Annotated in this window: 25 protein-coding genes and 1 riboswitch; of the genes, 11 read left to right on the plus strand and 14 right to left on the minus strand. The window is 67.7% G+C overall.

From position 1 onward, the window contains the following. Window positions 1–74 precede the first annotated feature (74 nt). Complete coding sequence (locus G6N47_RS20885; RefSeq protein WP_179966405.1) at window positions 75–266, plus strand: hypothetical protein; 192 nt, start codon at window positions 75–77, stop codon at window positions 264–266. On the opposite strand, the gene fadD11 is transcribed toward G6N47_RS20885, so the two are convergent. Next, window positions 263–2,077 (minus strand): fatty acid--CoA ligase FadD11, encoded by a 1,815-nt coding sequence (fadD11, locus tag G6N47_RS20890; RefSeq protein WP_083132908.1) that lies wholly within the window; start codon window positions 2,075–2,077, stop codon window positions 263–265. The genes G6N47_RS20885 and fadD11 overlap by 4 nt on opposite strands. Before the next feature lie 66 nt (window positions 2,078–2,143). On the opposite strand from fadD11, the gene G6N47_RS20895 reads away from it, so the two are divergent. Continuing rightward, window positions 2,144–3,382 carry a metal-dependent hydrolase family protein gene (locus G6N47_RS20895; protein WP_083132909.1) on the plus strand — a complete coding sequence of 413 codons (1,239 nt, stop codon included), beginning with the start codon at window positions 2,144–2,146 and terminating at the stop codon, window positions 3,380–3,382. On the opposite strand, the gene G6N47_RS20900 is transcribed toward G6N47_RS20895, so the two are convergent. Next, window positions 3,361–3,744, minus strand: a complete 384-nt coding sequence (locus tag G6N47_RS20900; protein WP_083132910.1) for a MerR family transcriptional regulator — start codon at window positions 3,742–3,744, stop codon at window positions 3,361–3,363. The genes G6N47_RS20895 and G6N47_RS20900 overlap by 22 nt on opposite strands. A 51-nt stretch (window positions 3,745–3,795) precedes the next feature. Here G6N47_RS20900 and G6N47_RS20905 point away from each other — a divergent pair, with 51 nt between their 5' ends. Next, window positions 3,796–4,242, plus strand: a complete 447-nt coding sequence (locus G6N47_RS20905) for a PPOX class F420-dependent oxidoreductase (protein WP_139799613.1) — start codon at window positions 3,796–3,798, stop codon at window positions 4,240–4,242. A 93-nt stretch (window positions 4,243–4,335) separates the two neighbouring features. Here G6N47_RS20905 and dnaE read toward each other — a convergent pair whose 3' ends face one another. Continuing rightward, window positions 4,336–7,923, minus strand: a complete 3,588-nt coding sequence (gene dnaE / locus G6N47_RS20910) for a DNA polymerase III subunit alpha (protein ID WP_083132912.1) — start codon at window positions 7,921–7,923, stop codon at window positions 4,336–4,338. Window positions 7,924–8,033: 110 nt separating this feature from the next. On the opposite strand from dnaE, the gene G6N47_RS20915 reads away from it, so the two are divergent. The 3 genes from G6N47_RS20915 (at window position 8,034) to G6N47_RS20925 (ending at window position 9,568) form a co-directional block, all read left to right on the plus strand. Continuing rightward, window positions 8,034–8,249 (plus strand): dodecin family protein, encoded by a 216-nt coding sequence (locus G6N47_RS20915; RefSeq protein WP_083132913.1) that lies wholly within the window; start codon window positions 8,034–8,036, stop codon window positions 8,247–8,249. Between the two features lie 118 nt (window positions 8,250–8,367). Next, entirely contained in the window at window positions 8,368–8,775 is a 408-nt protein-coding gene (locus G6N47_RS20920; protein ID WP_083132914.1) for a group I truncated hemoglobin, read from the plus strand. Between the two features lie 34 nt (window positions 8,776–8,809). Continuing rightward, the gene (locus G6N47_RS20925; RefSeq protein WP_083132915.1) at window positions 8,810–9,568 is read left to right on the plus strand and encodes a class I SAM-dependent methyltransferase; all 759 of its coding nucleotides are present in this window, start codon (window positions 8,810–8,812) and stop codon (window positions 9,566–9,568) included. Here G6N47_RS20925 and G6N47_RS20930 read toward each other — a convergent pair whose 3' ends face one another. After that, entirely contained in the window at window positions 9,569–10,495 is a 927-nt protein-coding gene (locus G6N47_RS20930; RefSeq protein WP_083132916.1) for an RluA family pseudouridine synthase, read from the minus strand. Next, the gene (gene lspA, locus G6N47_RS20935; protein WP_083132917.1) at window positions 10,495–11,064 is read right to left on the minus strand and encodes a signal peptidase II; all 570 of its coding nucleotides are present in this window, start codon (window positions 11,062–11,064) and stop codon (window positions 10,495–10,497) included. The genes G6N47_RS20930 and lspA overlap by 1 nt, the downstream gene beginning before the upstream one ends. Before the next feature lie 17 nt (window positions 11,065–11,081). Here lspA and G6N47_RS20940 point away from each other — a divergent pair, with 17 nt between their 5' ends. Next, on the plus strand, window positions 11,082–11,987 hold the full coding sequence (locus G6N47_RS20940) for an asparaginase (RefSeq protein WP_083132918.1): 906 nt from the start codon (window positions 11,082–11,084) through the stop codon (window positions 11,985–11,987). Here G6N47_RS20940 and G6N47_RS20945 read toward each other — a convergent pair. Beyond that, window positions 11,952–13,328, minus strand: coding sequence for a DNA polymerase IV (locus G6N47_RS20945; protein WP_083132919.1), 1,377 nt, complete (start codon window positions 13,326–13,328; stop codon window positions 11,952–11,954). The two genes, G6N47_RS20940 and G6N47_RS20945, sit on opposite strands and share 36 nt — an antisense overlap. A gap of 85 nt (window positions 13,329–13,413) precedes the next feature. Between G6N47_RS20945 and G6N47_RS20950 the strand changes: the two genes are divergently transcribed. After that, on the plus strand, window positions 13,414–13,887 hold the full coding sequence (locus G6N47_RS20950) for a hypothetical protein (protein WP_179966406.1): 474 nt from the start codon (window positions 13,414–13,416) through the stop codon (window positions 13,885–13,887). 1 nt (window position 13,888) lies between these two features. Here G6N47_RS20950 and ileS read toward each other — a convergent pair whose 3' ends face one another. Together ileS and G6N47_RS20960 are read right to left on the minus strand one after the other, a co-directional pair. Continuing rightward, window positions 13,889–16,990, minus strand: coding sequence for an isoleucine--tRNA ligase (gene ileS, locus G6N47_RS20955; protein WP_139799602.1), 3,102 nt, complete (start codon window positions 16,988–16,990; stop codon window positions 13,889–13,891). 206 nt (window positions 16,991–17,196) lie between these two features. Continuing rightward, window positions 17,197–17,655 (minus strand): winged helix-turn-helix transcriptional regulator, encoded by a 459-nt coding sequence (locus G6N47_RS20960; RefSeq protein ID WP_083132920.1) that lies wholly within the window; start codon window positions 17,653–17,655, stop codon window positions 17,197–17,199. A 61-nt stretch (window positions 17,656–17,716) separates the two neighbouring features. Between G6N47_RS20960 and G6N47_RS20965 the strand changes: the two genes are divergently transcribed. Continuing rightward, window positions 17,717–18,565: a class I SAM-dependent methyltransferase gene (locus G6N47_RS20965; RefSeq protein ID WP_083132921.1), complete on the plus strand. Its 849-nt coding sequence runs from the start codon at window positions 17,717–17,719 to the stop codon at window positions 18,563–18,565. A 6-nt stretch (window positions 18,566–18,571) separates the two neighbouring features. Here G6N47_RS20965 and G6N47_RS20970 read toward each other — a convergent pair whose 3' ends face one another. Next, window positions 18,572–18,946: an amino acid-binding protein gene (locus G6N47_RS20970; RefSeq protein ID WP_083132922.1), complete on the minus strand. Its 375-nt coding sequence runs from the start codon at window positions 18,944–18,946 to the stop codon at window positions 18,572–18,574. Between the two features lie 45 nt (window positions 18,947–18,991). Here G6N47_RS20970 and G6N47_RS20975 point away from each other — a divergent pair, with 45 nt between their 5' ends. Further along, window positions 18,992–19,753 (plus strand): lipase family protein, encoded by a 762-nt coding sequence (locus G6N47_RS20975; RefSeq protein ID WP_083132923.1) that lies wholly within the window; start codon window positions 18,992–18,994, stop codon window positions 19,751–19,753. On the opposite strand, the gene G6N47_RS20980 is transcribed toward G6N47_RS20975, so the two are convergent. Then, window positions 19,744–20,013, minus strand: a complete 270-nt coding sequence (locus G6N47_RS20980; protein WP_139799603.1) for a hypothetical protein — start codon at window positions 20,011–20,013, stop codon at window positions 19,744–19,746. The genes G6N47_RS20975 and G6N47_RS20980 overlap by 10 nt on opposite strands. Before the next feature lie 74 nt (window positions 20,014–20,087). Between G6N47_RS20980 and G6N47_RS20985 the strand changes: the two genes are divergently transcribed. Further along, window positions 20,088–20,789: a TetR/AcrR family transcriptional regulator gene (locus G6N47_RS20985; RefSeq protein ID WP_179966407.1), complete on the plus strand. Its 702-nt coding sequence runs from the start codon at window positions 20,088–20,090 to the stop codon at window positions 20,787–20,789. A 50-nt stretch (window positions 20,790–20,839) separates the two neighbouring features. Here the strand turns inward: G6N47_RS20985 and G6N47_RS20990 are convergent, their stop codons facing one another. From G6N47_RS20990 to G6N47_RS21005, 4 genes are all read right to left on the minus strand, one after another. Beyond that, on the minus strand, window positions 20,840–21,073 hold the full coding sequence (locus G6N47_RS20990; RefSeq protein WP_083132926.1) for an Rv1535 family protein: 234 nt from the start codon (window positions 21,071–21,073) through the stop codon (window positions 20,840–20,842). A 256-nt stretch (window positions 21,074–21,329) separates the two neighbouring features. Beyond that, a riboswitch (M-box (ykoK) riboswitch) is annotated at window positions 21,330–21,499 on the minus strand. A gap of 87 nt (window positions 21,500–21,586) precedes the next feature. Then, window positions 21,587–23,026 (minus strand): flavin-containing monooxygenase, encoded by a 1,440-nt coding sequence (locus G6N47_RS20995; RefSeq protein WP_232080260.1) that lies wholly within the window; start codon window positions 23,024–23,026, stop codon window positions 21,587–21,589. A gap of 2 nt (window positions 23,027–23,028) precedes the next feature. Continuing rightward, window positions 23,029–23,655: a TetR/AcrR family transcriptional regulator gene (locus tag G6N47_RS21000; protein ID WP_232080261.1), complete on the minus strand. Its 627-nt coding sequence runs from the start codon at window positions 23,653–23,655 to the stop codon at window positions 23,029–23,031. Further along, complete coding sequence (locus tag G6N47_RS21005) at window positions 23,652–24,767, minus strand: NAD(P)H-dependent flavin oxidoreductase (RefSeq protein WP_083132927.1); 1,116 nt, start codon at window positions 24,765–24,767, stop codon at window positions 23,652–23,654. The genes G6N47_RS21000 and G6N47_RS21005 overlap by 4 nt, the downstream gene beginning before the upstream one ends. Between the last annotated feature and the right edge of the window lie 10 nt (window positions 24,768–24,777).

Raw genomic sequence — 24,777 nt, forward strand, 5'->3', positions numbered from 1 at the left:
GGCACCCAACCCAGGCGGCCCGGATCCGATGTTTCGGCTGGCCGAAAACTCGAGTGCCCGGTATCCTGAACCTCGTGACAGCGCCGCAACCCGTACTGCTCGCCGGTGTGCCGTGGCCGCGCTACAAGCTGGTCGCGTTGCTCGCCGGCCTGGTCACTTTCACGGTCGTCGGGCTGCTGACCACCAGCGCCGCGCCGTCGGTTCTCGCCGCCGCGGCGGTGGCAGTCGTGTCCGGGCTGACGTTCAAGACGCTTTCCCGCAACTAAGCCGGTTGCGCCGTCGTGGCGGCCCTGGGTTCGTGCACGTCGGGTCCCGGCTCGCTGGCGTAAAGCTCTTCGATCTCAGCGGCGTACTTCTCGGCGATCGGACGTCGTTTGAGCTTCATCGTCAGCGTGATCTCGTCGCCGCCCGGCTCCCACAACGTCGGCAGGATCCGGAACCGCTTGATCTGCTCGACCCGCGACAGTTTGGCGTTGCCCTCGGCCACTCCCGCCGCGATCCGCGCGATCACCTCCGGGTCGGCCGCCAGCGCCGCCGCCGACGGGTCGAGACCGTGCTGGGCGGCATACGGCGCCACCGAGTCGGCGTCGAAGACCAGCAACGCGGTGTTGAACGGCCGGCCGTCACCGATCGTGACCATGGCACCGATCATCGGGCAGGCCGCCATGATCGCGTTCTCGATGTTGGCCGGGGACATGTTCTTGCCGGCCGCGTTGATGATCAGTTCCTTCTTGCGGTCGACCACCCGCAGGTAGCCGTCTTCGTCGACGTCGAGGATGTCGCCGGTGTGCAGCCAGCCGTCGGGGTCGATCGCGTCGGCCGTCTTCGCCGGCTCCTTGCGGTAGCCCTTCATCACCAGCGGCCCGCGCACCAAAAACTCGCCGTCGTCGGCGATTTTGCACTCCAGGCCGGGCAGCAATTTTCCGACCGTCCCGAGCCGTCCCTCGCGTGGATGGACCACGCTGGCAACGCAACTGAGCTCCGACATGCCCCACACCTCGGAGATCGGGATACCGATGCCGGCGAAGAAGCCGAGAGTTTCCTTGGGAATCGGGGCCGCCCCGGACACCGCCCACCGCAGCTGGTCCAGCCCCAGCCTGGCGCGGAGCTTGGACAGCACCAGCTCGTCCGCCGTCGCCCATTCCGCCGCCACGTCGTCGGGCGCCGGCTCGCCGGCGATCAACGCGTCGGCGCGTTTCCTTGCGAGCGTCAGCGCCCACTGCAACGCGAGACGACGCTCCTCGTCCGGCTCGTTCGCCACCGCGAATTCGATTGCAGCCTTGAGCTTTTCCCACACCCGGGGTACCGCACCCCAAATGGTGGGCCGCACGTCGGGCAACGCAGCCGCGATGGCACGCGCGTCTGACACCACCGTAACCTGCGTTCCGAAGACTTCCTGGTTGTACAACGCCATCATCCGGTCGGCGATGTGCGCCGAGGGAAGGAAAGAGGTTATCCGGTCGCCGAATTCGACGCCGAGGACGGCGTCGAGAGCTTCCGCCTCGAACAGCAGGTTGGCGTGCGTCATCTCCACACCCTTGGGGTTACCGGTGGTACCCGACGTGTAGATGAGCGTGACGACGTCATCGGGTTGCACTGCGCGCCAAGTGGATTCGAAGTCGAAGTCGTCGTGGGCGGCGGCATACAGATCCTCAACCGAGAGCGTGCCCGGCGGTGAACCGTCGATGCACACGATGTGCTCGATCGGCGCACCGCTTGCGCGGATCCGGTCGACGTAGGCGGCCTCGCACATCACCACCTTGGTGCCGGCATTGCCGAACAGGTAGGTCAGTTGCTCGGCGGGCAGCGTGTTGTACACGGAGAACGACGTGGCGCCGACGTGTTGTGCGCCCACCTCGAGTGGGTAGAACTCGATCCGGTTGGCCATCATCAGCGACACGGTGTCGCCGCGACGCACCCCGAGCCCGGCCAGCCCGGCTGCGACCCGGTGCACTTGCGCCGCGTAGTCGCGCCACGTCAGCGTCTGCGTGTCGCCGGGCGTGCGCAGCGCCACGGCGTCCGGATCGATCGCCGCGGTGCGCTGGAATGCCTCGGGCAAGGTTCGGGCGGTGGTCATGTCCGTCTCCCTTCGGTACTCCGATCAGAGCACAAACGGGATCGTCGCAGGAGTAGGTTCGCCGACATGGCGGCGACGCTGATCACCGGTGCCAACGTATGGGACGGGATGTCGGACTTCGCCGCTCCGCGGCAAGTGCTCGTCGTCGACGACCGGATCCAGCGGATCGGCACCGCCATCGAGCCGCCAGCCGACGCGCGGGTCGTCGATCTGTCCGGACACACGGTGACGCCGGGGTTCATCGATTGCCACACCCATGTGACGGTGGCGCCGCCGCTGGGCCCGCAACTGGCCAGGCACTCGAGCACCGCCAAGGCGCTGATGTCCCTGCCGGTGTTGCGGGCCTTGCTCAGCAACGGGTTCACCACTATCCGCGACTTGGGTTGCGGCGACGTCGACTACCCGACGATCGACCTGCGCGACGCGGTGGCGGCCCGCCTGATCGAGGGACCGCGAATGGTGGTGGCGCCGCACATGATTTCCGCGCGTGGCGGGCACGGCGACTTCAGCGGATTCCTCGCCGACGAATATCAGGGAGCGACGCGGCCGCTCGAGCTGGCCGCGGCCGACGGCGGTGACGAGATCCGCTCGCGCGTCAGGCAGGAGATCCGGGCCGGCGCCGACTGGATCAAGTTCGCGGCGACCGGCGGGTTCGCCTCGCCGTCCGACGATCCCGGCCGCCCCACCTACAGCCAGGAGGAGATGGACATCCTGGTCGCCACGGCCACCGACCTCGACATCCCGGTCACCCCGCACAGCTACGGCGACGAAGGCATCCAGCGCGCCGTGCGCGCCGGCGTGCGCAGCATCGAGCACGGCAACCTCGCCTCTGCCGAGACATTGCGAATGATGGAGGACGCCGGGGTTTTCATGGTCCCGACGCAGTACGCCATCCTCTCCGGCGCCCGGCGCCCCGCCGACGACCCGTTTCTGGCCGACGTTCCCGAGTACGCGCTGCGCAAGTTCCGCAAGTACCGCGGGCCGTTGCTGGACGCCGCCGAGCGGCTGGCCGACAGCAACGTGCGCATCGCGTTCGGCACCGACGCAGGCATGTTTCCCCATCACGAGAATTGGCGCGAATTCCCGATGATGGTGTCCACCGGCATCAGCCCGTTGCGGGCCCTGCAAGCCGCCACCAGCGTGGCCGCCGAACTGCTGCGGCTCGACGACCTCGGCGTGATTGCCGAGGGCAAGGTCGCCGATCTGGTCGCGATGCCCGGTGATCCGTTCGCCGACATCGAGGTCACCGGACAGGTGGACTTCGTGATGAAAGAGGGCGTCGTCTACAAGGGCAAGGCGGCATGAATGCCACACGTGCAGGCGTCGATTGACGGACAGGTGCAGCGCATTCCCCACTCGATCACCGCGCGGGCGCGCGCCAGCGACGCCATCTGGGCGTCGATCTCGGCGAGTTTGGCCTCGGCGAGGGCCCGGCTGACCGGGCGCCCAGGCGCGTCGTCGGCGAACAACACCTGGATTTCGTCCAGCGCGAAGCCGGCCGATTTGCAGAGCCGGATGACTTCCAGCCGGGCCAGCACGGCGTCGTCGTAGCGGCGCTGACCGCCGATCCTCGCCGGCGCCGGCACCAGGCCGATCTTCTCGTAGTAGCGCAGCGCGGTCGGGGCGACGCCCGATTCGCGGGCAACGTCACCGATCGTCAGGGCCATCGCAACCTCCCCGCTTGACTTAGAGCCAACTCTAAGTCGTTGACTGTGGCCATGCACGTGTTCCCCGACCTGAGCCGTTCTCGCTATGCCCTGCTCCGAACATTCCGGCGCGATGGCACGCCGGTTGACACGCCGATCTGGTTCGCCCTCGACCGAAACGCGCTGCTATTTCGAACCAAGGTGGGCCCGAAGACACGCCGCCTGACGGCGCACCCCCACGTCGAGCTCACCGCCTGCGACTACCGCGGCCGGATCCGTCCGGGCGCGACGACGGTCACCGGCCATGCCGCCGTCTTGTCCGGTGCCGACGCGGAAGCCGGCAACCGCGTACTGCATCAGCGGTATGGCTGGCAGTGGAACACCGTGCCGATGATCAAAGTCCCGGGCGTCACCAACGTGCACCAGGATCTGTGCTGGCGTGAGAAACTACGGCGCAGTCGCCAGCGCACCGTGTGGCCCGACAGTGTCATCGTCCGGGTGGAGTTGTCTCATGCCTGATCTGATCCGCTCACCAACTATTGCCGTGAGATTGCGTTGAGGGTCGTGATCCCGTCAAAATCACAACCCTGAGCGCAATCTCAATGCAAAAGTTCAGCCGCCCAGGCAGCCGGGGCCCAATAGCGCCTTGAGATCGCCCATCAGCGCCGGCGACGGCGTCACCCGCAGCGACGAGTCGAGTTCCAGGGTGGTGATCCTGTCGCCGCTGATCAGCCGCAGGTGTACTTGCGACGTGCCGGGGTGCCGGGCCAGTACCTGCTTGAGCGCGGTGACCTTGTCGATAGTGCATTGCCGGGTGGGCAGGCTGACCGCCAGCGGCCGGTCCACCTGGGCGCCGGAAAAGTCCGGCACCACAAGCTCGTTGGCTATCAGGCAGATCCTGTCGTCGGAGATCTTCACCCGCGCGCCGACTAGCACCACCGCGTCGTCGACGATGTCGGCGCCGTACGCGGAATAGGTCTGCGGGAAGAACATCACCTCGATCCCACCGGTGAGGTCTTCCAATTGCGCTGACGCCCACGGCATCCCGTTCTTGTTGACCCGGCGGTTGACCGAGGCCAGGATCCCGCCCACCTTGACCGGAGCGTCGTTGGGAATGTCGCCGTCGAGGATCGCCGGGATGGGCGTGTCGACCTGGGTGGCCAGCAGATGGGCCACGCCGTTGAGCGGGTGCCCGGACACGTACAGGCCCAGCATCTCGCGCTCCAGGGCGAGCTTGTGCTTGTCGTCCCACTCCTCGTCGGGCACCTTGATCGTGAAAACCGCGTTGGCGCCGGCATCTTCGCCGCCGAACAGGTCGAACTGGCCCATCGCCTCGGCCTTCTTGGTGCCCAGCACCGAGTCCACGGCGTCGGTGTGCACCAGGAACAGCCCCTTGCGCGGATGGCCCAGCGAGTCGAACGCGCCGGCTTTGATCAGCGACTCGGTGACCCTCCTGTTGCAGGCCGCGATGTCGATTTTGTTCAGGTAGTCGGAGAAGTCGGTGAACTTTCCCTTCTCGGTACGGGTATTGATCAGCGACGCAACGACGTTGGCGCCGACGTTGCGCACCGCGCCAAGCCCGTAGCGGATGTCGGCGCCGACGGAGGCGAAGTTGAGCCCGGACTCGTTGACGTCAGGCGGCAACACGGTGATGCCGAGCTTGCGGCAGTCGGCCAGGTACACCGCGGCCTTGTCCTTGTCGTCGCCCACCGACGTCAAAAGCCCCGCCATGTATTCGGCGGGATAGTTCGCCTTCAGGTACGCGGTCCAGTACGACACCATGCCGTAGCCGGCGGCGTGCGACTTGTTGAACGCATAGTCGGCGAACGGCAGGATGGTGTTCCACAGCGCCTTGATGGCAGCGGCCGAGAAACCGTTGGATTGCATTCCCGCCGAAAAGCTTTCGTACTCGGCGGCCAGCACGTCGGCCTTTTTCTTACCCATCGCCTTGCGCAGAATGTCGGCTTGGGCCAGCGAGTAGCCGGCCACCTTCTGGGCAATGCGCATGATCTGCTCTTGGTAGACGATCAGGCCGTAGGTCTCGGCGAGGATCTCCTCGAGCGGCTCGGCCAGCTCGGGGTGGATCGGCTTGATCGGTTGGCGGCCGTTCTTGCGGTCGGCGTACTCGTTGTGGGCGTTCTGTCCCATCGGCCCGGGCCGGTACAGCGCGATGACCGCGACGACGTCTTCGAATCCGGTGGGCTGCATGCGGCGCAGCAGGTCGCGCATCGGCCCGCCGTCGAGCTGGAACACCCCGAGCGTGTCGCCGCGGCCCAGCAGCTCGTAGGTCGCTTTGTCGTCCAGCGGCACCGATTCAAGGTCGAGGTCAATTCCCCTGTTGGCCTTGATGTTTTCGATCGCGTCGCCGATGATCGTCAGGTTGCGCAGGCCCAGGAAGTCCATCTTCAGCAGGCCGATGGCCTCACAGGCCGGGTAGTCCCAGCCGGTGATGATGGCGCCGTCCTGCGGCCGCTTCCACAGCGGAATGGCCTCCGTCAACGGCTCGCTGCTCATGATCACCGCGCAGGCGTGCACGCCCGCGTTGCGGATCAGGCCCTCCAGGCCGCGGGCAGTCTGGTAGATGGTGCGCACATCGGGGTCGGTGTCGATCAGGCCGCGGACCTCGGCGGCTTCCTTGTAGCGCTCGTGGTTGGGGTCGGTGATGCCGGCCAGCGGAATGTCTTTGGCCATGATCGCCGGCGGCAGCGCCTTGGTGATCCGGTCGGCGATCGCAAAGCCCGGCTGCCCGTAGTGGATGCGTGCCGAATCCTTCAGCGCCGCTTTGGTTTTGATGGTGCCGAAGGTGATGACCTGGGCGACCCGGTCCTGCCCCCATTTCTCGGCGGCGTAGCGGACCATCTCACCGCGGCGGCGGTCGTCGAAGTCGATGTCGATGTCGGGCATCGAGGTGCGTTCCGGGTTGAGGAAGCGCTCGAACAGCAGCCCGTGCGGGATGGGGTCGATGTCGGTGATGCCGAGCGCGTAGGCCACCAGCGAGCCGGCCGCCGAGCCGCGGCCCGGCCCGACCCGGATGTCGACCGAGCGGGCGTAGTTGATCAGGTCGGCGACGATCAGGAAGTACGACGGAAATCCCTTGTCGCAGATGACTTCGATCTCGTAGGCGGCGCGCTGCGCGTAGCCGTCGGGCAGCCCGTCGGGGAAGCGTCGCCGCAGCCCGGCGTCCACCTCGTGACGCAGCCAGGACGCCTGGTCGTGGCCTTCGGGCACCGGGAAGACCGGCATCCGGTTGCGCGGCGCCCACACGTCGGCGTAAGAGCCCACCCGCTCGGCGATCAGCAGCGTCGCGTCACACGCGCCGGGCACCTCGCCGTCCCAGATCTCGCGCATCTCGGCCGCGGACTTGAGGTAGTAGCCGTCGCCGTCGAACTTGAACCGGTTGGGGTCCGACAGCGTCTTGCCGGTCTGCACGCACAGCAGCGCCTCGTGGTTGTGGGCGGCGTCGCGGGTGACGTAGTGGCAGTCGTTGGTGGCCAGCGGCGGGATGTTCAGCGTGCGGCCGATCTCGAGCAGCCCGTCGCGGACCCGGCGTTCGATATCGAGACCATGGTCCATCAGCTCGAGGAAGTAGTTCTCCGGGCCGAAGATCTCGCGCCACTTGGCGGCCGCTTCCAGCGCTTCGCGGCGTTGCCCGAGCCGCAGCCGGGTCTGCACCTCACCGGACGGGCAGCCGGTGGTGGCGATGATGCCGGCAGCGTGCTCGGCGACCAGTTCGGCATCCATCCGCGACCACTTGCCCAGCTGGCCTTCGAAGGACGCCAGCGACGACAGCTTGAACAAATTGCGCAGGCCGGTGGCGTTCTCGGCGACCATGGTCAGGTGGGTGTAGGAGCCCGAGCCGGAGACGTCGTCGCTCTTCTGGCCCGGGTCGCCCCAGAGGATGCGCCGGGTATCGAACCGCGAGCCGGGCGCGATATACGCCTCGACGCCGATGATCGGCTTGATCCCCGCCTTGGTGGCCGCGTTGTAGAACTCGCTGGCCCCGAACATGTTTCCGTGGTCGGTCATCCCGATCGCGGGCATTTCCAGCCGCTCGGCCTCGGCGAGCATCGGCGTGATCTTCGCGGCACCGTCCAACATCGAATACTCGGTGTGGTTATGCAGGTGCACGAAGGACGCGCGGTGTGGGGGCACCTCCCGCTTGCGGGGGACGCTTGCGCGAAGAGCGGACGGATCGGTCATAGAGACGCCAGTCTATGACCGGGCACCGACGGGTCTCGGCGTGTCGCAACCCGTGTCTGAAAAGTCCCGTTTTCGCCACAGTTGCCGGTGCCTGCTCTAGCTTGACAGGCATGAGCGTGTACCGGGTCACCGACTTGATCGGGACGAGCACCGTGTCTTGGGAGGACGCCGCGGCGGAAGCGGTGCGCCGGGCGCAGGAGACCATCGACGACATCCGGGTCGCCGAGGTCGTCGAGCAGGACCTGGCCCTGGACTCCAGTGGGGGGATCACCTACCGCACGAAGCTCCGGATCTCGTTCAAGATCAGGCCGCGCCAGAAGGCCTAGCGACGATCTGTGCTGCACCACAGTGGGTGAATCGCGGGCAATCGGCTTGTTACATCGAGTAATCCGTCCGTGACGACGGTCTAACTGACGTGCAACCGGCCAATGATGCGCTAGACGCATGGGAATGCTTTCACTGTTTCGCAAGAGCAAAGCGACCAGCATCTACGACAAGATCGGCGGCCACGAGGCGCTCGAAATGGTTGTCGAGGACTTCTACATGCGGGTGCTCGACGATGACGAACTGGCGGGCTTCTTCGCTGGAACGAACATGCACCGGCTCAAGGGCAAGCAGGCCGCGTTCCTGGCCGCGGCGCTGGGCGGCCCCGAGCCGTACACCGGCGCGTCGATGAAGCAGGTGCATCAGGGCCGCGGCATCACCATGCACCACTTCAACCTGGTGGCCGGGCATCTGACGGACTCCCTGGCAGCCGCCGGAGTGCCGTCCGAGACGATCGACGAGATACTCGCCGTGGTGGCGCCGCTCGCCGGCGACATCGCATCGGACGCCGAGACAGCGCGAGTCTGACGCGCCACGTGACGTCGAACGCGACAATGCATGCATGTCGCGCACGTTCGACGAGCTCGTCGCAGAAGCCGCCGCCGCACCCGTCGACGGCTGGGACTTCTCCTGGCTGGACGGCAGGGCTACCGAGGAACGCCCGTCGTGGGGCTATCAGCGGCTGATGAGCCAACGCCTGGCGGAGGCGTCGGCCGCCTGCGACATCGATACCGGCGGCGGTGAGGTACTGGCCGAGGCCCCGACGTTTCCGCCCACGATGGCCGCGACGGAGTCCTGGCCGCCCAATGCGGCGTTGGCGACCAAGCTGTTGCATCCGCGCGGCGTGGTGGTCGTCGCGACCACCGACGAGGCGCGGTTGCCGTTCGCTGATGCGGCGTTCGACCTGGTGACCAGCCGCCATGCCGTGCCGGTGCGATGGGGTGAGATTGCCCGGGTGCTGCGGCCGGGCGGCACCTACTTCGCCCAACAGATCGGCCCCGCAACCATGTGCGAGCTCTACGAGTACTTCATGGGGCCGCAGCCGCAGAAATGGGACGAGTTTCACCCCGACGTCCAGCGCGCGCAGGCACAAGCCGCCGGGTTGGACATCGTGGATATCCGGATGGAACGGCTACGGGCCGAATTCTTCGACGTCGGTGCGGTTATCTACTTCTTGCGCAAGGTGATTTGGACGGTGCCCGATTTCACGGTCGAGCGCTACCGGGAGCGGTTGCACGAGCTGCATGAACAGATCACGCGCGACGGGCCCTTCGTCGCCCACGCCACCCGGGTCCTCGTCGAGGCCCGCAAGCCGGCATGATCAGCCCTCGGCCCGCAGCACATCCAGCGCGTGCTGCAGATCCTCGGGGTACGGGCTGACGATCTCGATGCGCCGGCCGTCCGCCGGATGAGCGAATGCCAGCGACCGCGCATGCAGCCATTGCCGTTCCAGCCCAAGCTTTTTCGCCAGTTTCGGGTTGGCGCCATAGGTGAGGTCACCGCAGCAGGGGTGGTGCAGCGCGGCGAAATGCACCCGAATCTGGTGCGTGCGACCGGTTTCCAGGTGCACGTCGAGCAGGCTGGCCGCCACGAACGCCTCGATGGTGTCGTAATGGGTCAAGCTGTGCCGGCCATTCGCGGTGACGGCAAACTTCCAGTCGTGGCCCCGATGGCGGCCGATCGGCGCGTCGATGGTGCCGCTGGAGGGATCCGGATGTCCTTGCACCAGCGCGTGATACCGCTTGTCGACGGTGCGCTGCTTGAATGCCCGCTTGAGGACGGTGTAGGCCCGCTCGGAGATGGCCACCACCATCACCCCGGACGTTCCGACGTCCAGACGGTGCACGATGCCCTGGCGCTCGTGCACACCCGACGTGGTGATCCGGAAGCCGGCGCCGGCCAGTCCGCCCAGCACCGTCGGCCCGGTCCAGCCCACCGATGCGTGCGCGGCCACCCCGGCGGGCTTGTCGACCGCGACGATGTCGTCGTCGGCGTAGAGCACCGTCATGCCCTCGATCTCGACGGGCGTGTTCTCCAGCGGGGCCGGCGCATCGGGCAGCCGCACATGCAGCAGGGCACCGGGGGTCAGTCGATCGGACTTGCCGGCCGGCGCGCCGTCCAGCTCGACGTCGCCGCCTTCGGCCAGCGCCGCGGCGGCGGTGCGCGACAGGCCCAGTAGCCGCGCCAGCCCCGCGTCCACGCGCATGCCCGCCAAGCCCTCTGGGACAGGCATCGAACGGTCGGGCATCAGCGCTCGGGCTTGCCGGCGGTCTCCACCAGTTCGCCGCCTGGTTTCCGCCGGCCGACGGTGTCGAAGTCGAAGCCGAACACCGACAGCGCAACCAGCAGGATCGCCCCGCCCACCACCGACGGGTCGGCGACATTGAACACCGGCCACCAGCCGATCGAGAGGAAGTCGACGACATGCCCGCGCAGCGGACCCGGCGACCGGAAGAACCGGTCGACCAGGTTGCCCATCGCGCCGCCCAGGATCATGCCCAGCCCGATCGCCCACCACGGCGACACCAGACGGCGACCCATCCAGAAGATCCCGACCACCACGCCGGTCGCGATCAGGGTCAGCAGCCAGGTGTATCCGGTCGCCATCGAAAACGCGGCACCGGAGTTGCGCACCAGGGTCCAGGTCACGGTGTCGCCGATGATCGACACCGGCTGGCCGGGCGTCAGCAGCTTGACCGCGAGGACCTTGGTGACGATGTCGAGCGCCAGCACCACCGCCGCCACCGAGAGCAGCAGGCGCAGCCGTCGCGGCGGCGCAGGAGCTTGCGGCGTCCCCGCAGGGGATTCGTCAGTCACGCCCCTATCATCCCAGCATGAGCCGCCTCACGGTGATCAGCACCGGTGGAACGATCGCCACCAGCACCGACGCCGACGGGGTGCGCCGGCCGACCCGCAGCGGCGCCGAGCTGACCGCGGGTCTCGACGTGGATGTCGTCGACGTCCTATCGCTGGACAGCTCGCAGCTGACGCCGCCCGACTGGGACGTGATCGGTGCGGCGGTACGCGCGGCGGTAAACGGTGGCGCGCGCGGCGTGGTCGTCACGCACGGCACTGACACCCTCGAGGAGACCGCGCTGTGGCTCGACCTCACCTACGACGGCGCCGCTCCGGTCGTGATCACCGGCGCCCTGCGCAGCGCCGACGCGCCCGACGCCGACGGTCCGGCCAACCTGCGCGACGCGCTGTCCGTCGCTGGCAGCGCCGACGCCCGCGACCTGGGCGTGCTGGTGTGTTTCGGCGGTCGGCTGTTGCAGCCGCTGGGCCTGCGGAAGGTGGTAACCGGCTTGGCGGGTGAGCCGCTGGGGACCGTCGACGAGGTCGTCCGGGACAAAGCCCGGCCGTACCTGGGCGAGCTGAGCGCGGCCGGCGCCCCGCGCGTCGACATCGTTGCGACCTATCCGGGCGGCGACGCGACAGCGCTGGATGCCTGCGTGGCGGCCGGCGCACGCGGCGTGGTGCTGGAGGCGCTGGGCTCGGGCAACGCGGGAGCGGCAGTGATCGACGGCGTGCGCCGGCATTGCGCCGACGGCGTGGTGGTCGCGGTGTCCAGCCGGGTCGCCGGGGCCAGGGTCGGTCCGGGCTACGGCCCCGGCCGTGACCTGGTTGACGCAGGCGCGGTGATGGTGCCGCTGCTGCCGCCGAGCCAGGTCCGTGTGCTGCTGATGGCGGCGCTGGCGGCCGGTCTACCTTTCCGCGACGTCGTCGACCGCTGGGGCTGATTCGACAAGCGCGGCAACATAATCCGGCCAGTCGAGGCTGTCGACCGGGTTGGCGGCGGCGAGGTCGCCGGTGTCGGTCGCGAACGTGCGTGCCGGCCCGGGCCCGGTGCTGCGGGTTTCGAACCGCACGGTGACCACGCCGTGGCCGGCGCCCTGCACCCAGCCGTGGCCGAAGTCGTGGTGGGTGACGTCGTCGCCGATCCGCCATGTCGTGGTGTCCGGCTGTGCCGGCGTGTCCGCGGCGTGGTCGGCGTGCGATGTCTCGGCAGCAGGCTCAAGGTCGGGGAACAACGGCTCCTGAAGCACATCGGACAAGCCCGAAAACCCCACGCCGAGTAGGCGAATCGGCCCGATGTGGCGTGGGTCGAGCAGCAACCGGCGGGCCAGCGCGATCAGCGCGGCGGCGTCGGCGGTGGCGTAGGGCAGGGTCGCCGAGCGGGTCAGCGTGCTCATGTCGGACTTCTTCAACTTCACCGTGACGGTGCGGGCGCCGCGGCCGTCGCGGGTCAGTCGCCGATGGGCGTGCTCGGCGATCGGGCCGACGGCCTCCTGCAGCTCCTCGAGCGTAGTCAGGTCGGCGGGGAAGGTGGACTCGGCGCTGATCTGCTTGGCTTCGGCCCGTTCGGCGACCGGGCGCTCGTCGATGCCGCGGGCCAGCCGGTGCAACGCGGGCCCGATCGTGGCACCGAGAATGCTCGCCACCTCGGCTTCGTTCAGCGCCGCGAGCTGCCCGATGGTCTCGATGCCGAGTCGATGCAGCTTTTCCTCGGCGACCGGGCCTATCCCCCACAGCCGTCGCACCGGAAGGCCAGCGAGCAGCTGTGTTTCCTCGGCGCGGCGGACCACCCGGATGCCGTCGGGTTTGGCCATGCCCGAGGCGATCTTGGCGATCTGCTTGCCCGACCCGGCGCCGACGGAGGCCACCAAGCCCGTCTCGTCGCGCACCCGTCGCCGCAGCTGCTCGCAGAACTGCTCGACGTCGCCCGGCGAGGCTCCTGCCAGCTCCGCCGGCTCCGCGAATCCCTCGTCGAACGACAGCTGTTCGACGACCGGCACCACACCGCGGATGACGTCGAAAACCCGGCGGCTGGCCACCCCGTAGACGACGCCGCGTGGCGGCAGCACCACCGCATGGATGCCGACCAGTCGGCGCGCCTGATGCATCGGCATCGCTGACCGGGCGCCGAAAACTCGCGCTTCATAGCTGGCACCGGCCACCACCCCGCGCCCGCCCAGCCCGCCCACCAGCACGGGGCGGCCCCGCAACGTGGGCCGGGTCAGCTGCTCGACGGACGCGAAGAACGCGTCCATGTCGAAATGCAGCACCCACCGCGAGTCCACACTCGCAGATGCTATTGCGCTAACGTCTTGATTCGTGGCGATGAACCTGTGTCACCGCCGCAGTGAAGCCCGGTTGAGGAGCGACATGTCGACGGCCTGGTTGCGGCTGCGTCAGGAATGGCTGCAGCGTCTGGAATCCGACGAACGCTCCGCCGTGCTGGCCTGGGCGGCGTTTACCGTCACGTTCACCGGGCTGCGAGCACTGACCCACTGGATCCACGCCGGTCACGGCCCCTCGGGCGGCGGGATAAAGCTGGGCAACCGGCATTTTCACCACTACAACATCGGGATTGCGTTGCTGTCGGCGGTGGGTGCAGTGGGCCTGCGTGGATCGGACAGACAGCGGCGCCACCCTGTCGCGGCGGTGGCGTTCGGGGCGGCCAACGCGATGATCGTCGACGAGCTGGCGTTGCTGCTCGACCTCGAGGACGTCTACTGGAAGGCCGACGGACGCCAGAGTGTCGACGCCGCAATCGGTCTCATCGCCGCCGGCGCCACCGTCCTTGCGGGTATGCCGTTCTGGCCGTATGCGCGGCAGGCGTTACGACCAGACCGCTGATTCACACCTTCGCAATGCCCACCCGCACGCCGTCGCCGATTTCGACACCATCGGCGGGTGCACCGAATTCGAAACTGGTAGCCAGGATCTCGCCGGCGATGAGGTCGCGGTGCGCTTCTGCCCACTCGGCGCGTTCGGGGGGCACCGACATCACCACGCTGATCCGGTCGGACACGTCGAGACCGGTCGACTTGCGCAGCTCCTGCAATTCGCGGATGCGGTCCTTGGCCCATCCTTCGGCCTCCAGCTCGGGAGTCACGGTGCCGTCGAGCACCACCAGGCCGGCGCCGTCGGGCAGCGCCGCAGTGTAATCGGGGTCAGCGGCTACCAGCCGGGAGCTGTACTCGTCGGGTTGCAGCACCACAGGGCCGGCCGTCAGTGTGCCGTCGTCGTTCACGACGCCCTCGCCGGCCTTGACCGCCTTGATGGCTGCCTGCACGTCCTTGCCCAGGCGCGGCCCCGCGACGCGGGCGTTGACCGTCAGCTCGAAACGGCCGTAGCGGGCGATGTCGTCGGTGAGCTCGACGTGCTTGACGTTGAGCTCGTCGGCGATCAGATCGGTGAACCGCTCCAGCCGCGACGGGTTCTCCACTGCGACAGTGAGTTTCGGTAGAGGGAGGCGCACTCGCAGCCGCTTGGCTTTGCGCAGCGACGACCCCGCCGAGCACACCTCGCGAACCTGGTCCATTGCGGCGACGAGGCCCGGATCGGCCGGCAGGTCGTCTGACGGCCAGTCGGTCAGGTGCACCGAACGCTCGCCGGTGACGCCGCGCCAGATGATCTCGGTGGTCAGCGGAAGCAGCGGCGCGGCCAGCCGGGCCGTCACTTCCAGCACGGTGTGCAGGGTGTCGATCGCGTCGGCGTCCTCCTCCCAGAACCGTTGGCGAGAACGTCGCACATACCAATTGGTCAGCGCCTCGGTGAACTGGCGCAGTTGCTCGCAGGCACCCGAGATGTCGCAGACGTCCATCTCGGCAGTGAGGTCCTCGCGCAGCGCGGCCAGCTTGGCCAGAACGTAGCGGTCCAGCACATGCGACGAATCCGTGCGCCACGTACCGACTTTCGGCGCATACAGCGCCAAAAAACTGTAGGCGTTCCAGAACGGCAACATGACCTGGCGAACACCCTCGCGGATGCCGGGCTCGGTGACGATCAGGTTGCCGCCCCGCAGGATCGGCGAGGCCATCAGAAACCAGCGCATGGCGTCGGAGCCGTCGCGGTCGAACACCTCGGTCACGTCAGGGTAGTTGCGCAGCGACTTGCTCATCTTCTGCCCGTCGCTGCCCAGCACAATGCCATGTGCCACACAGGTTTTGAAAGCCGGCCGGTCGAACAACGCAGTGGCCAGCACGTGCAGGGTGTAGAACCAGCCGCGAGTCTGCCCGATGTATTCGACGATGAAATCGCCCGGGTAGTGGGTGTCGAACCACTCGCGGTTCTCGAACGGATAATGCACCTGCGCGTAGGGCATCGAGCCGGAGTCGAACCACACGTCGAACACGTCGGGGATGCGCCGCATCGTCGCCCGGCCGGTGGGGTCGTCGGGATTCGGCCGGGTGAGCTCGTCGATGTAGGGCCGGTGCAGGTTGTCCGGCCGCACGCCGAAGTCGCGCTCCAACTCGTCGAGACTGCCGTACACGTCGATCCGCGGATACGCCGGGTCGTCGGAGACCCACACCGGAATCGGCGTGCCCCAGTAGCGGTTTCGCGAGATCGACCAGTCGCGCGCATTGGCCAGCCATTTGCCGAACTGACCGTCCTTGACATGTTCGGGATACCAGGTGATCTGCTGGTTGAGTTCGACCATCCGGTCGCGGAATTCGGTGACCTTGACAAACCACGACGACACCGCCCGGTAGATCAACGGGTTTCGGCAGCGCCAGCAGTGCGGGTAGGGGTGCTCGTAGGTTTCATGGCGCAGCAGCACCGCGCCGTTGGCCGCCGCGGGACCGGTGCCGTTCTTCAGGTCGCGGATGATGTGCGGGTTGGCGTCGAAGACGTGCTGGCCCGCATAGTCCGGGACGGTGGCGTCGAAGCGGCCCTTGGCGTCGACGGGCGTCACCGGCACGATGCCCGCCCGATCCCCGGTGTCCTTGTCGTCCTCGCCGTAGGCCGGCGCCATGTGCACGATCCCGGTACCGTCCTCGGTTGTCACGAACTCGCCGGGCAGTACCTGAAATGCGTTGGGCGAGTCCATGAAGTACGGGAACGGCGGCAGATACCGCGTACCTAGGAGATCGGCGCCGCTATAGGTCCCAAGCAGTTCTTGTGCGATGTCGAATTCGCGGGCGTATGCGCCCAACCTCGCCTTCGCTAACACATAACGCCGGTCCCCTACCCGCACCTGCACGTACTCCACGTCCGGATTGACCGCGACCGCCTGGTTGGACGGCAGCGTCCACGGCGTCGTCGTCCACACCAACAGATACGCGCCGGCCAATTCCCCTTCGGGCACCAGGAATCCGACGGTGATCGCCGGATCCTGGCGGCTCTGGTAGATGTCGTCGTCCATCCGCAGCTCGTGGTTGGACAACGGGGTTTCGTCGCGCCAGCAATACGGCAGTACCCGGTAACCCTCGTACGCTAAGCCCTTGTCCCACAACTGCTTGAACGCCCAGATCACCGACTCCATGTACGGCAAGTCGAGGGTCTTGTAGTCGTGCTCGAAGTCCACCCAACGGGCCTGACGGGTGACATAGGCCTGCCATTCGTCGGTGTAGCGCAACACCGATTCGCGGCAGGCCTCGTTGAACGCGGCGATGCCCATCGCGTCGATCTGGGATTTGTCGGTGATGCCGAGCTGCCGCTCGACTTCGAGTTCGGCGGGCAGGCCGTGGGTGTCCCAGCCGAAGCGGCGCTCCACCTTGTAGCCGCGCATCGTGCGATACCGCGGCACGATGTCTTTGACGTAACCGGTGAGCAGATGCCCATAGTGCGGTAGGCCGTTGGCGAACGGCGGCCCGTCGTAGAACACGTACTCCGGCGCGTCGGCGCGGCGGGCGATGCTGGCGCGGAAGGTGTCGTCGCGGCCCCAGTAGTCGAGGACCGCGAGTTCGGCCGCCGGAAAGTCGGGCGCCCCGCCGGCCAGCTTCGGGTAAGTCAAAACGTCGTCTCCCTGTGCCACTGTTTGGCCGGGGACGACGAACGCGCTGTAGCGCGAGCGCCGCGGTACCACCCCGCTTGCCACACCGAGGCGTGGCCGCTCATTGCAGGCTGTGACGGGCCATCCCGTTCGGTTCTACTGAGCCTGACTGGCCGTTCTTCCGAAGGCTCCCCGGTGATGGCCGGATCGACGCCGCTGGGTCGATTCTACGGGCGGCGCGCAAATCGAGCCGGGCGAGCCCGCACCTCGTCGACTGTGAGCGCGGCGCCGCACCGGTCGCAGTGCAGACGGCCCTCGGGATGTCCGCCGCAGTCGTGGTGTTCCAGCACCATCGGCGGCCCGCCCGGTTCGCCGTAGTACCGGTCACCCCACAACATCAGCTGCGTGAGCACCGGCCACAACGCGCGGCCCTTCTCGGTGAGGTGGTATTCGAATCGCTCGGGCCGGCTCTGGTAGCGCCGCCGTTCCAGCACGCCCTCGTCGACCAGGTGCGCCAGCCTCGCGGCAAGCATGCTGCGGGTGATGCCGGTGCCGGCGCACAGCTCGTCGAACCGGTGCCGGCCGAGGAAGACGTCGCGGATGATGAGCACGGACCACCGTTGTCCGATCACCTCGAGGGTGCGCGCGATCGAGCAGACCTGGTCGGGGTACTCGCGGTCCAACATGATCAACCCATGCTAACCGAGTCAGTTGTGTGATGCGACTTATCACCGTAGGGTCAGTTGCATGACACGACCCGACGCTGGCGCCGACACCCTCATCGCGAACGTTTCCGACACGGCACGCTGGATCGCGGCCTACCGCGCCACCGAGTCCGCCCGGCCCGACGCGCTGTTCGACGACCACCTCGCCGAGCGGCTCGCCGGTGAGCGCGGCCATGCCATCGTCGCCGCAGCCCCGCGGGTCAGCTGGGCGCTGGTGACCCGCACCAAGCTGATAGACGACATCGTCGTCAAGGCCATCGGCGAGGGCTGCGATCGGGTGCTCAATCTGGCCGCCGGTTTGGACACCCGGCCGTATCGGCTGGACCTGCCACCGGATTTCACCTGGATCGAAGCGGACCTGCCGGCGCTGTTGGCGGAAAAGGAGCAAGCACTCGCGGACCAGACGCCGCGATGCCAATTGAGTCGGTGGGCCGTCGACCTCGCCGACCCGGCGGCCCGCGACGCGTTCTTGACGGAGGCGCTAAGCGGTGCCCGCAAGGCGCTGGTCCTGACCGAGGGGCTTTTGATGTACCTCGACCCCGACGACGTCGCCGCCCTGGCGCAGGCCTTCAGACGTCCAGAGGTCGCCTGGTGGGTGCTCGAATTCTGGGGCGCCGGGCTGAAGAAATGGATGGGCAAGAAGACCAAAGGCATCATGGCCAACGCGCCGTTCAAATTCGGGCCGGGGAACGGGCTGGCCTACTTCGAAGATCTCGGCTGGAAACCCGTCGAGACCGAGGCGATATTGCAGGCCGCCCATCGCTTCGGCAGGCTGCCTTTTCCGTATCGCTTCGCCGCGTACCTACCCGAGCCGGACCCCCGCAATCCGGGAAACAAACGGTGGAGCGCCGTCACCCGGCTGACCCCGTAGAGCCGCTCAGCCCAACGCGGCCTTGGCGCCGGCCAGGTCGTCGGCGGCCAGCACCAGCCGGGTGTTAGTCGCCAGATATACGGTCTCCAGGTTGACCTGCGCGGCGCCCAACTTGTGCACGACCTCCGCGAGTCCGCCGGGGCGGTCCTCCACGTCGAGCACGATCACCTCTTGCTCCTCGGCGATTTCGATCCCCGCACCCTGCAGCGCTTCGAACGCGGGCGTCGCATCGGTCACCAAGATGTGGATCTTGGCCTGTCCCCCGCCGCTGGTGACGGCGCACAGACCGGCGATGTTCACGCCTGCGTCGCCCAGCACGTCGCCGACCCGGGCGAGCTCCCCGGGGTCGTCGTCGACGTACACCGTCAGATCGGTCGCCATGCGTAAACGCTACTGCGCATCACCGCAACCTCCTACACTTCGGCGGTGGCATTCGATGCGTCGTTCGCGCGCGACGTAGTCCTGCCGCTGGCGACGGCGGCCTACTCCGTCATGGACGGCAGCCCCGCCGTGCTGCCGTCGGGTTTCACTCAGACCGCACTGATCCAAGTGCAGACCGCGGTGCTTGCCGCGATGAGCGACCCGCATCCCGCCGTCGCGGCAATGACCAAGGACACCAACATCTTTGGGTTGATGGGCCACAGTGCTGCCACTCGCACCGCGTTCGTGTCGTTTCGGGGCAGCTCCGATCTGGCCGACTGGGTGGCCGACTTCGACGCGGTTCCCGAGGACTACCGCCCCGTCAGCGGGTTCGGGCAGGTGCACAGCGGGTTTCAAGAGGTCTACGAGCTTGTCCGCGCCAGCATTGCCGCAAACCTCGCGGCCGCGAGCACCGGCTGCGATCAGATCCTGATCACCGGGCACAGCCTCGGCGCGGCGCTGGCCGTACTCGCCGCGCCCGACATCTTCCGCGGGATGCCGCCGAACACGATCGAACCGCGGCTCATCACGTTCGCGGGCCCGCGGGTCGGGTTGTCCGACTTCGCGGCCGCGTTCAACGCGGCCATCGAAAGCTGTTTTCGGGTAGTCAATTTCCTCGACATCGTGCCGCATGTACCGCCGTCGCCCTACGTGCACGTCGGCGCCGAAATCTTGGTCGACAGCGGCGGCCCGGTCGACGTGGGCTGGCGGCACAGCCTCGCCGCCTACAAAGACGGGCTATCCGCGCTGATCGCGGCTCAGGCGTGACGCAGCCACCCGACGCCGGCCCTCGCGACGTCTTCCGCCAGCGTCAGCAGCGCCTGAATGCCTTGCATGCCAAGGTAACCCACGTCCGAGAGGTCCTGAACCAAGGCGCTGCCGTCGCACCGGTGCACGTATGCACCGTCGGTGTCGGTCATCACCGCGACACCCGGACCCTGAAGGTGCATCCTTGCCACCACGTCGGCGCCGGTACGCTCACCGATGTCGGAGGCGAGCAACGAACACAGTGTCGGCTTCTGGTCCACCAAAACCCCCTGGTACACGGCGTACCCGGTAGAATAGGGGTACATCATGTCCCATGTAAAGGGTGGGCTCCAAAGTGAGCCGTTCAGTGTCTGAAGCCGTCGACGGCCGGGCGGTTCGCTGGGCCGGCCAACGCGAACGGCGTCGCGCCGATTTCGTCGAGGCCGCACTGCAGACCATCGCCGAATGCGGGCCCACGACGTCCATCGAGCAGATCGCCGCGCAGGTGGGGGTCACCCGGACCAAGCTGTACCGCTACTTCGACGGCGCGGCCGACCTGCATCGCGAGGTGGCGCGCCGGGCGGCCGGGATGCTGATCACCGAGCTGGAGCCGGTGTGGAAGCCCACCGGCAGCCCCCTGGAAATGGTCACGATCGGCGTCGGCGCGCATATCCGCTGGCTGACCGCCCATACCAACTTGTATCTGTACCTGGCATGCCATTCGTTGACCGCGGAGCCCGACGCGCCCGACGCGATCACCTACATCCGAGACACCGCCGGCGCCCTGTTGGCTCAGCTGCTGGCCGATTACCTGAATGCTTTCGGGCTGGACCCGCAACCGGCCCAGCCGCTGGGGTTCGGCATCTTCGGTTTCGTCGATTCCGCGGCACGCCAGTGGTTGCGGCAGCCGGGCGGGTATTCGGAGGAGGAGTTCATCGACCAGCTAGCCGAGTGGGTCTGGCTGCTGCTGGACACCACGCTGAAGGCCGGCGGAGTGCACCTCGACCCCCATGAGCCGCTGGCGAAACCGGAAGAGATCGCCGCAGCCCGGACATAAAAGCGCTCCCGGCACCGAGGTGAAATCTCGGCACCGGGAGCGACGGACTTTCAGGCGCTGACTTCCAGGATCCCTGCCCGCCACAGCGCGGCGTAGAGCTGCCGCAGCGGAACACAGAGCAGCCGGGCAGCCCCGTCGACCAGCGGGTCGCCGCCGAACGGGCGATCCGGCCGCCTGGAGGTCTGCTTCGACGCCGGCGCAGCCGCCGGCTTGGGGGCAGGAACTACCCGCAGCTTCGGCGTCGGCGTCGCGGTTACCACGTCGTCGTACAGTACAGCGGTCATGGTCGCCTCCTAGGCGGAAATCAAACGGGCACAACAGGGTTCGTATGTCCCGTCCGAAACGGACCGTCGAGGCGTACGCGCTGGCTCAGCGAAGAGCGGCGTGCCGGAGGCCGGATCGGGACGAAACGGAGCCCGGATATCGGTCCGGACTGTCACTGGAACTCATGCGTCCCTCACCTCCTCACGGCTACGTCGCGCGCGGTCATCCGCGCGGGTTGCACGCAAGCAGGAGTACAGAACCCGAATAGATCGGGAAGCCGCACCCCACTCGTCAGAGCTTCGGCACTACACGGCGTATCCGGAATCCCGGAAGCCACTTGGGCTCAACCCTTAAGCCGGGAGGAGCTGTCCTGACCCTGGGCGTCTCTCGACGTTCGGGGTCAGTGGCCTATATCCGTGTAGACGCCTCGCCTAACGAGGTGCTTACGAAACCGATGATGCACGAAGAACTGGAACGGGTCAATTCACCACACCTGTGAATTCACTGAATGGCCGCTGCAGGTTTACCAGGGCTTATACCAGCTCGTAGTCGTTCAGCGCAGGTGACGCCATGACCTCCCGGAAGCGGGTGAAAGTCCACGGCCAGGCGACCGGAACGCCGCGATCGTCGAGGTACCAACTCCGGCAGCCGGTCACCCAGACGGTCTTTTTGGCCGCTTGCACGCGCGCGGCCTCGAAGCGGGCGGTGGCTTGCCGGCTGGCGCTGATCTGGCGGCAGCCGCCGTCGCCCAGCAGCTCGATGAGCTGCATCAGATATCCGAACTGTGCCTCGGCGACGTCGATCAGCGAGAAGTTGCCGACCGGGCCGTTGGGTCCGTTGAGCATGAACAGGTTGGGAAAATCCGGGACCGACACCGACAGGTAGGCGAACGGCCGCTGGCCCCACAGCTCGTCGAGACGTATCCCGCCGCGCCCGATCACCTCGATCGGGCGCAGGAAACGGTCGACCCGAAATCCGGTCGCCAGCACCAGCACGTCGAGCCGATGCAGCCGGCCGTCGGCGGTGCGCACGCCGTCGGGCTCGACCCGGGCGATGCGCTCGGTGACCAGGTGGGCGCCCCGCCGCTGGATGGCCTCGTAGAAATTCGGCGAGATGATCAGCCGCTTGCACCCCGCCCGGTAGTCGGGCCGCAGCTTCTCGCGGAGCTCCGGGTCGGCGACGTTGTCCTCGAGGTTGGCGCGGGCCAGGCTTTGCAGCTGATGCAGCGCGGCCGAGTCGGCGTCGACGACGGCGTTGGCGAAGTTCTGGATGAAGCCGCTGTTGAGTTCGTCGCGCAGCGCAGGCAGCAGCGTCGGGTCGGCCCGGTAGCGCGCCCTGTCGGCGGCGTCGATCGGCGGGTTCTGCACGGGCAGCACCCACTGCGGGGTGCGCTGGAACAGCCGCAGCTCGCCGACGAGATCGGTGACCGCGCCGACGATTTGCACCGCTGACGAACCCGTGCCGATCACCCCGAGCCGCGCGTCCGCCAACGGCACCCGGTGATCCCAGCGGGCGCTGTGGAAAACGGACCCGGCGAAGTCGTCGAGCCCGTCGATGTCGGGATAGCGCGGGTGGTGCAACACGCCGGTGGCGGCGACGACGACGTCAGCCTCATCCCGCTCGCCAGTGGAAGTCGTTATCTGCCAACGTTTTCCGTCGTATTCGAGCCGGCGGACCTCGGTGCCGTAGCGGATCAGGCTGTCGACGCCGTGGCGGTGCGCCACGTCGTGGAAGTAGGCCAGGATTTCCGGGCCGGGCGCGAACACGTGGCTCCAGTCCGGATTCGGCGCGAAGGTGTAGCTGTACAGGTGGGCCGGGACGTCGCACGCGATGCCCGGATACGTGTTCTCCCGCCAGGTGCCGCCGAGTTGGTCGGCCTTCTCGTAGACGACGACGTCGGTGAACCCCGCCTCGCGCAACTTGATCGCGGACAGGATCCCGGCCATCCCGGCGCCGACGACGACGAAGCGCACGGCTAGCGCGGGCGCAGCCCGTCAAGGACAAGCGAGACAACGAAATCCGCGACCTCGGCCGCGGTGACACCGTCGTCGGTGGAGAGCCGCCGGTGCGCCAGTTGACCGATCAGCGCCGCCAGCGTGTAGGCCACCATTCGCGGCGGGGCGGCCACCACCTCGCCGCGGTGCTGGGCGTTGACGATGAAGGTTTCGATGTCGTCGATGAACCGCTCGTAGATGCCGCCAAGGTGCTTTTCGAAGCGGTCGCCCAGCGCGTAGGCGTCGCGGAACAGCAGTTTGACGGTGGCCTTGTCGGCTTCGAAGAACTCCAGCGTTGCCTGGACGGCGGTGCGAAACGGCTCCGCCCCGTCGGCCGGCGCCGACACCGCGCCCAAGACGCACGCGCGCAGCGCCTGTTCCTCGACGGCCATCAACGCGTGGAACAGCTCGTCTTTTGAGTCGAAGTACCAGTAGACCGACCCGTACGCCAGTCCCGCTTCCTTGGCGATGTCGGCGATCGTAGTGGCGTGAAAACCCTTGCGTGCGAAGACTTTTTTGGCTGCGGCCATGATCTCGTCGCGACGGGCCGACTTGTCCTCGTCGCTGACCGCGCGGCGCCGGCGGGTGCGGGTGCCGGCTGGGCTCACCGTTCGACCAACTCGTCGAGGCGCGCGACGACGTCGATGAATTCCGAGACCATGTCGAGCACCACCGACCGCGTCGGCCGCACTTTGTCCAGCGAGCCGACGACCTGACCGACGAAATAGGTGGCCAGTTCGTTCGCGCCGGGTTGGCCGGCAGCCCGGTTGATCCGCAGCTGCGGCTCGGCGACCAGCGCGCTCTGCAACGGCATGCCAAGGGGCGCAGGGCTTTCCGGCCGCTCCCATTCGTCGGTCCACGCGGTGCGCAGCATCCGCGCGGGCTTGCCGGTCAGCGACCGCGACCGCACGGTGTCCGACGACGACGCGGCCAGGAACTTGTCTTTGACCACCGGCGGCGTCTCGGCCTCCTCGGTGGTCAGCCACACCGACCCGCACCACACTCCCTCGGCGCCCAGGGCCAGCGCCGCGGCGATCTGCCGTCCGCGGGCGATCCCGCCCGCGGCCAAGACGGGAACCGGACGTACGGCATCTACGACCTCAGGCACCAGCACCATCGTCGCCACCTCGCCGGTATGGCCACCGGCCTCGGTGCCCTGCGCGACGATCAGGTCGACCCCGGCGGCGGCGTGCCGCCGGGCGTGCTCGGTGGTGCCGGCCAGCGCGGCCACCAGCACGTCGTTGTCGTGGGCGCGGGTAACCAGATCGGCGGGCGGCGGGCCCAGTGCGCTGGCGATCAGGCGGATGTCGTGGTCGAAGGCGACGTCGAGCAGCGGCTGGTACCCCTTCGGCGACACGTTGAGCCCCGCGGTCGGCGGCAAAGACCCTGCGGGGCCGTGGATTCCGTAGCGGTCCAGGAGCTCGTCGAGGAAGGCGCGATGTTCCTCGGGAAGCAGCTCCCGCACCTGCTGAGCATCGATGCCGCCCGACTCGGCGCCGACATATTTGGGCGGCAGCAGCAGGTCGACGCCGTAGGGCTTGCCGCCGGTCTGTTCTTCGATCCACGACAACTCGGTGTCGAGGCGCTGCGGGCTGTGCGCGACGGCGCCAAGGACGCCGAAACCACCGGCGTTGGTCACCGCGGCCACCACGTCGCGGCAGTGACTGAATGCGCAGATCGGGAACTCCACGCCGAGCAGTTCGGCGGCTCTGGTTCGCACGGCGATGACG

Origin of the sequence: Mycobacterium branderi, from assembly GCF_010728725.1 — a bacterium.
GTDB lineage: Bacteria > Actinomycetota > Actinomycetes > Mycobacteriales > Mycobacteriaceae > Mycobacterium > Mycobacterium branderi.

Excerpts from the sequence above, each read along its gene's own strand:
- G6N47_RS20915 (WP_083132913.1), top strand. The coding sequence starts at position 8,034 with ATGAGCGTGTACCGGGTCACCGACTTGATCGGGACGAGCACCGTGTCT.
- G6N47_RS20930 (WP_083132916.1), bottom strand. The coding sequence starts at position 10,495 with ATGCCCGACCGTTCGATGCCTGTCCCAGAGGGCTTGGCGGGCATGCGC.
- dnaE (WP_083132912.1), bottom strand. The coding sequence starts at position 7,923 with ATGACCGATCCGTCCGCTCTTCGCGCAAGCGTCCCCCGCAAGCGGGAG.
- G6N47_RS20905 (WP_139799613.1), top strand. The coding sequence starts at position 3,796 with ATGCACGTGTTCCCCGACCTGAGCCGTTCTCGCTATGCCCTGCTCCGA.
- G6N47_RS20940 (WP_083132918.1), top strand. The coding sequence starts at position 11,082 with ATGAGCCGCCTCACGGTGATCAGCACCGGTGGAACGATCGCCACCAGC.
- G6N47_RS20925 (WP_083132915.1), top strand. The coding sequence starts at position 8,810 with ATGTCGCGCACGTTCGACGAGCTCGTCGCAGAAGCCGCCGCCGCACCC.
- G6N47_RS20895 (WP_083132909.1), top strand. The coding sequence starts at position 2,144 with ATGGCGGCGACGCTGATCACCGGTGCCAACGTATGGGACGGGATGTCG.
- G6N47_RS20900 (WP_083132910.1), bottom strand. The coding sequence starts at position 3,744 with ATGGCCCTGACGATCGGTGACGTTGCCCGCGAATCGGGCGTCGCCCCG.
- G6N47_RS20920 (WP_083132914.1), top strand. The coding sequence starts at position 8,368 with ATGGGAATGCTTTCACTGTTTCGCAAGAGCAAAGCGACCAGCATCTAC.
- G6N47_RS20965 (WP_083132921.1), top strand. The coding sequence starts at position 17,717 with ATGACACGACCCGACGCTGGCGCCGACACCCTCATCGCGAACGTTTCC.
- G6N47_RS20990 (WP_083132926.1), bottom strand. The coding sequence starts at position 21,073 with ATGACCGCTGTACTGTACGACGACGTGGTAACCGCGACGCCGACGCCG.
- G6N47_RS20960 (WP_083132920.1), bottom strand. The coding sequence starts at position 17,655 with ATGTTGGACCGCGAGTACCCCGACCAGGTCTGCTCGATCGCGCGCACC.
- fadD11 (WP_083132908.1), bottom strand. The coding sequence starts at position 2,077 with ATGACCACCGCCCGAACCTTGCCCGAGGCATTCCAGCGCACCGCGGCG.
- G6N47_RS20950 (WP_179966406.1), top strand. The coding sequence starts at position 13,414 with ATGTCGACGGCCTGGTTGCGGCTGCGTCAGGAATGGCTGCAGCGTCTG.
- G6N47_RS20970 (WP_083132922.1), bottom strand. The coding sequence starts at position 18,946 with ATGGCGACCGATCTGACGGTGTACGTCGACGACGACCCCGGGGAGCTC.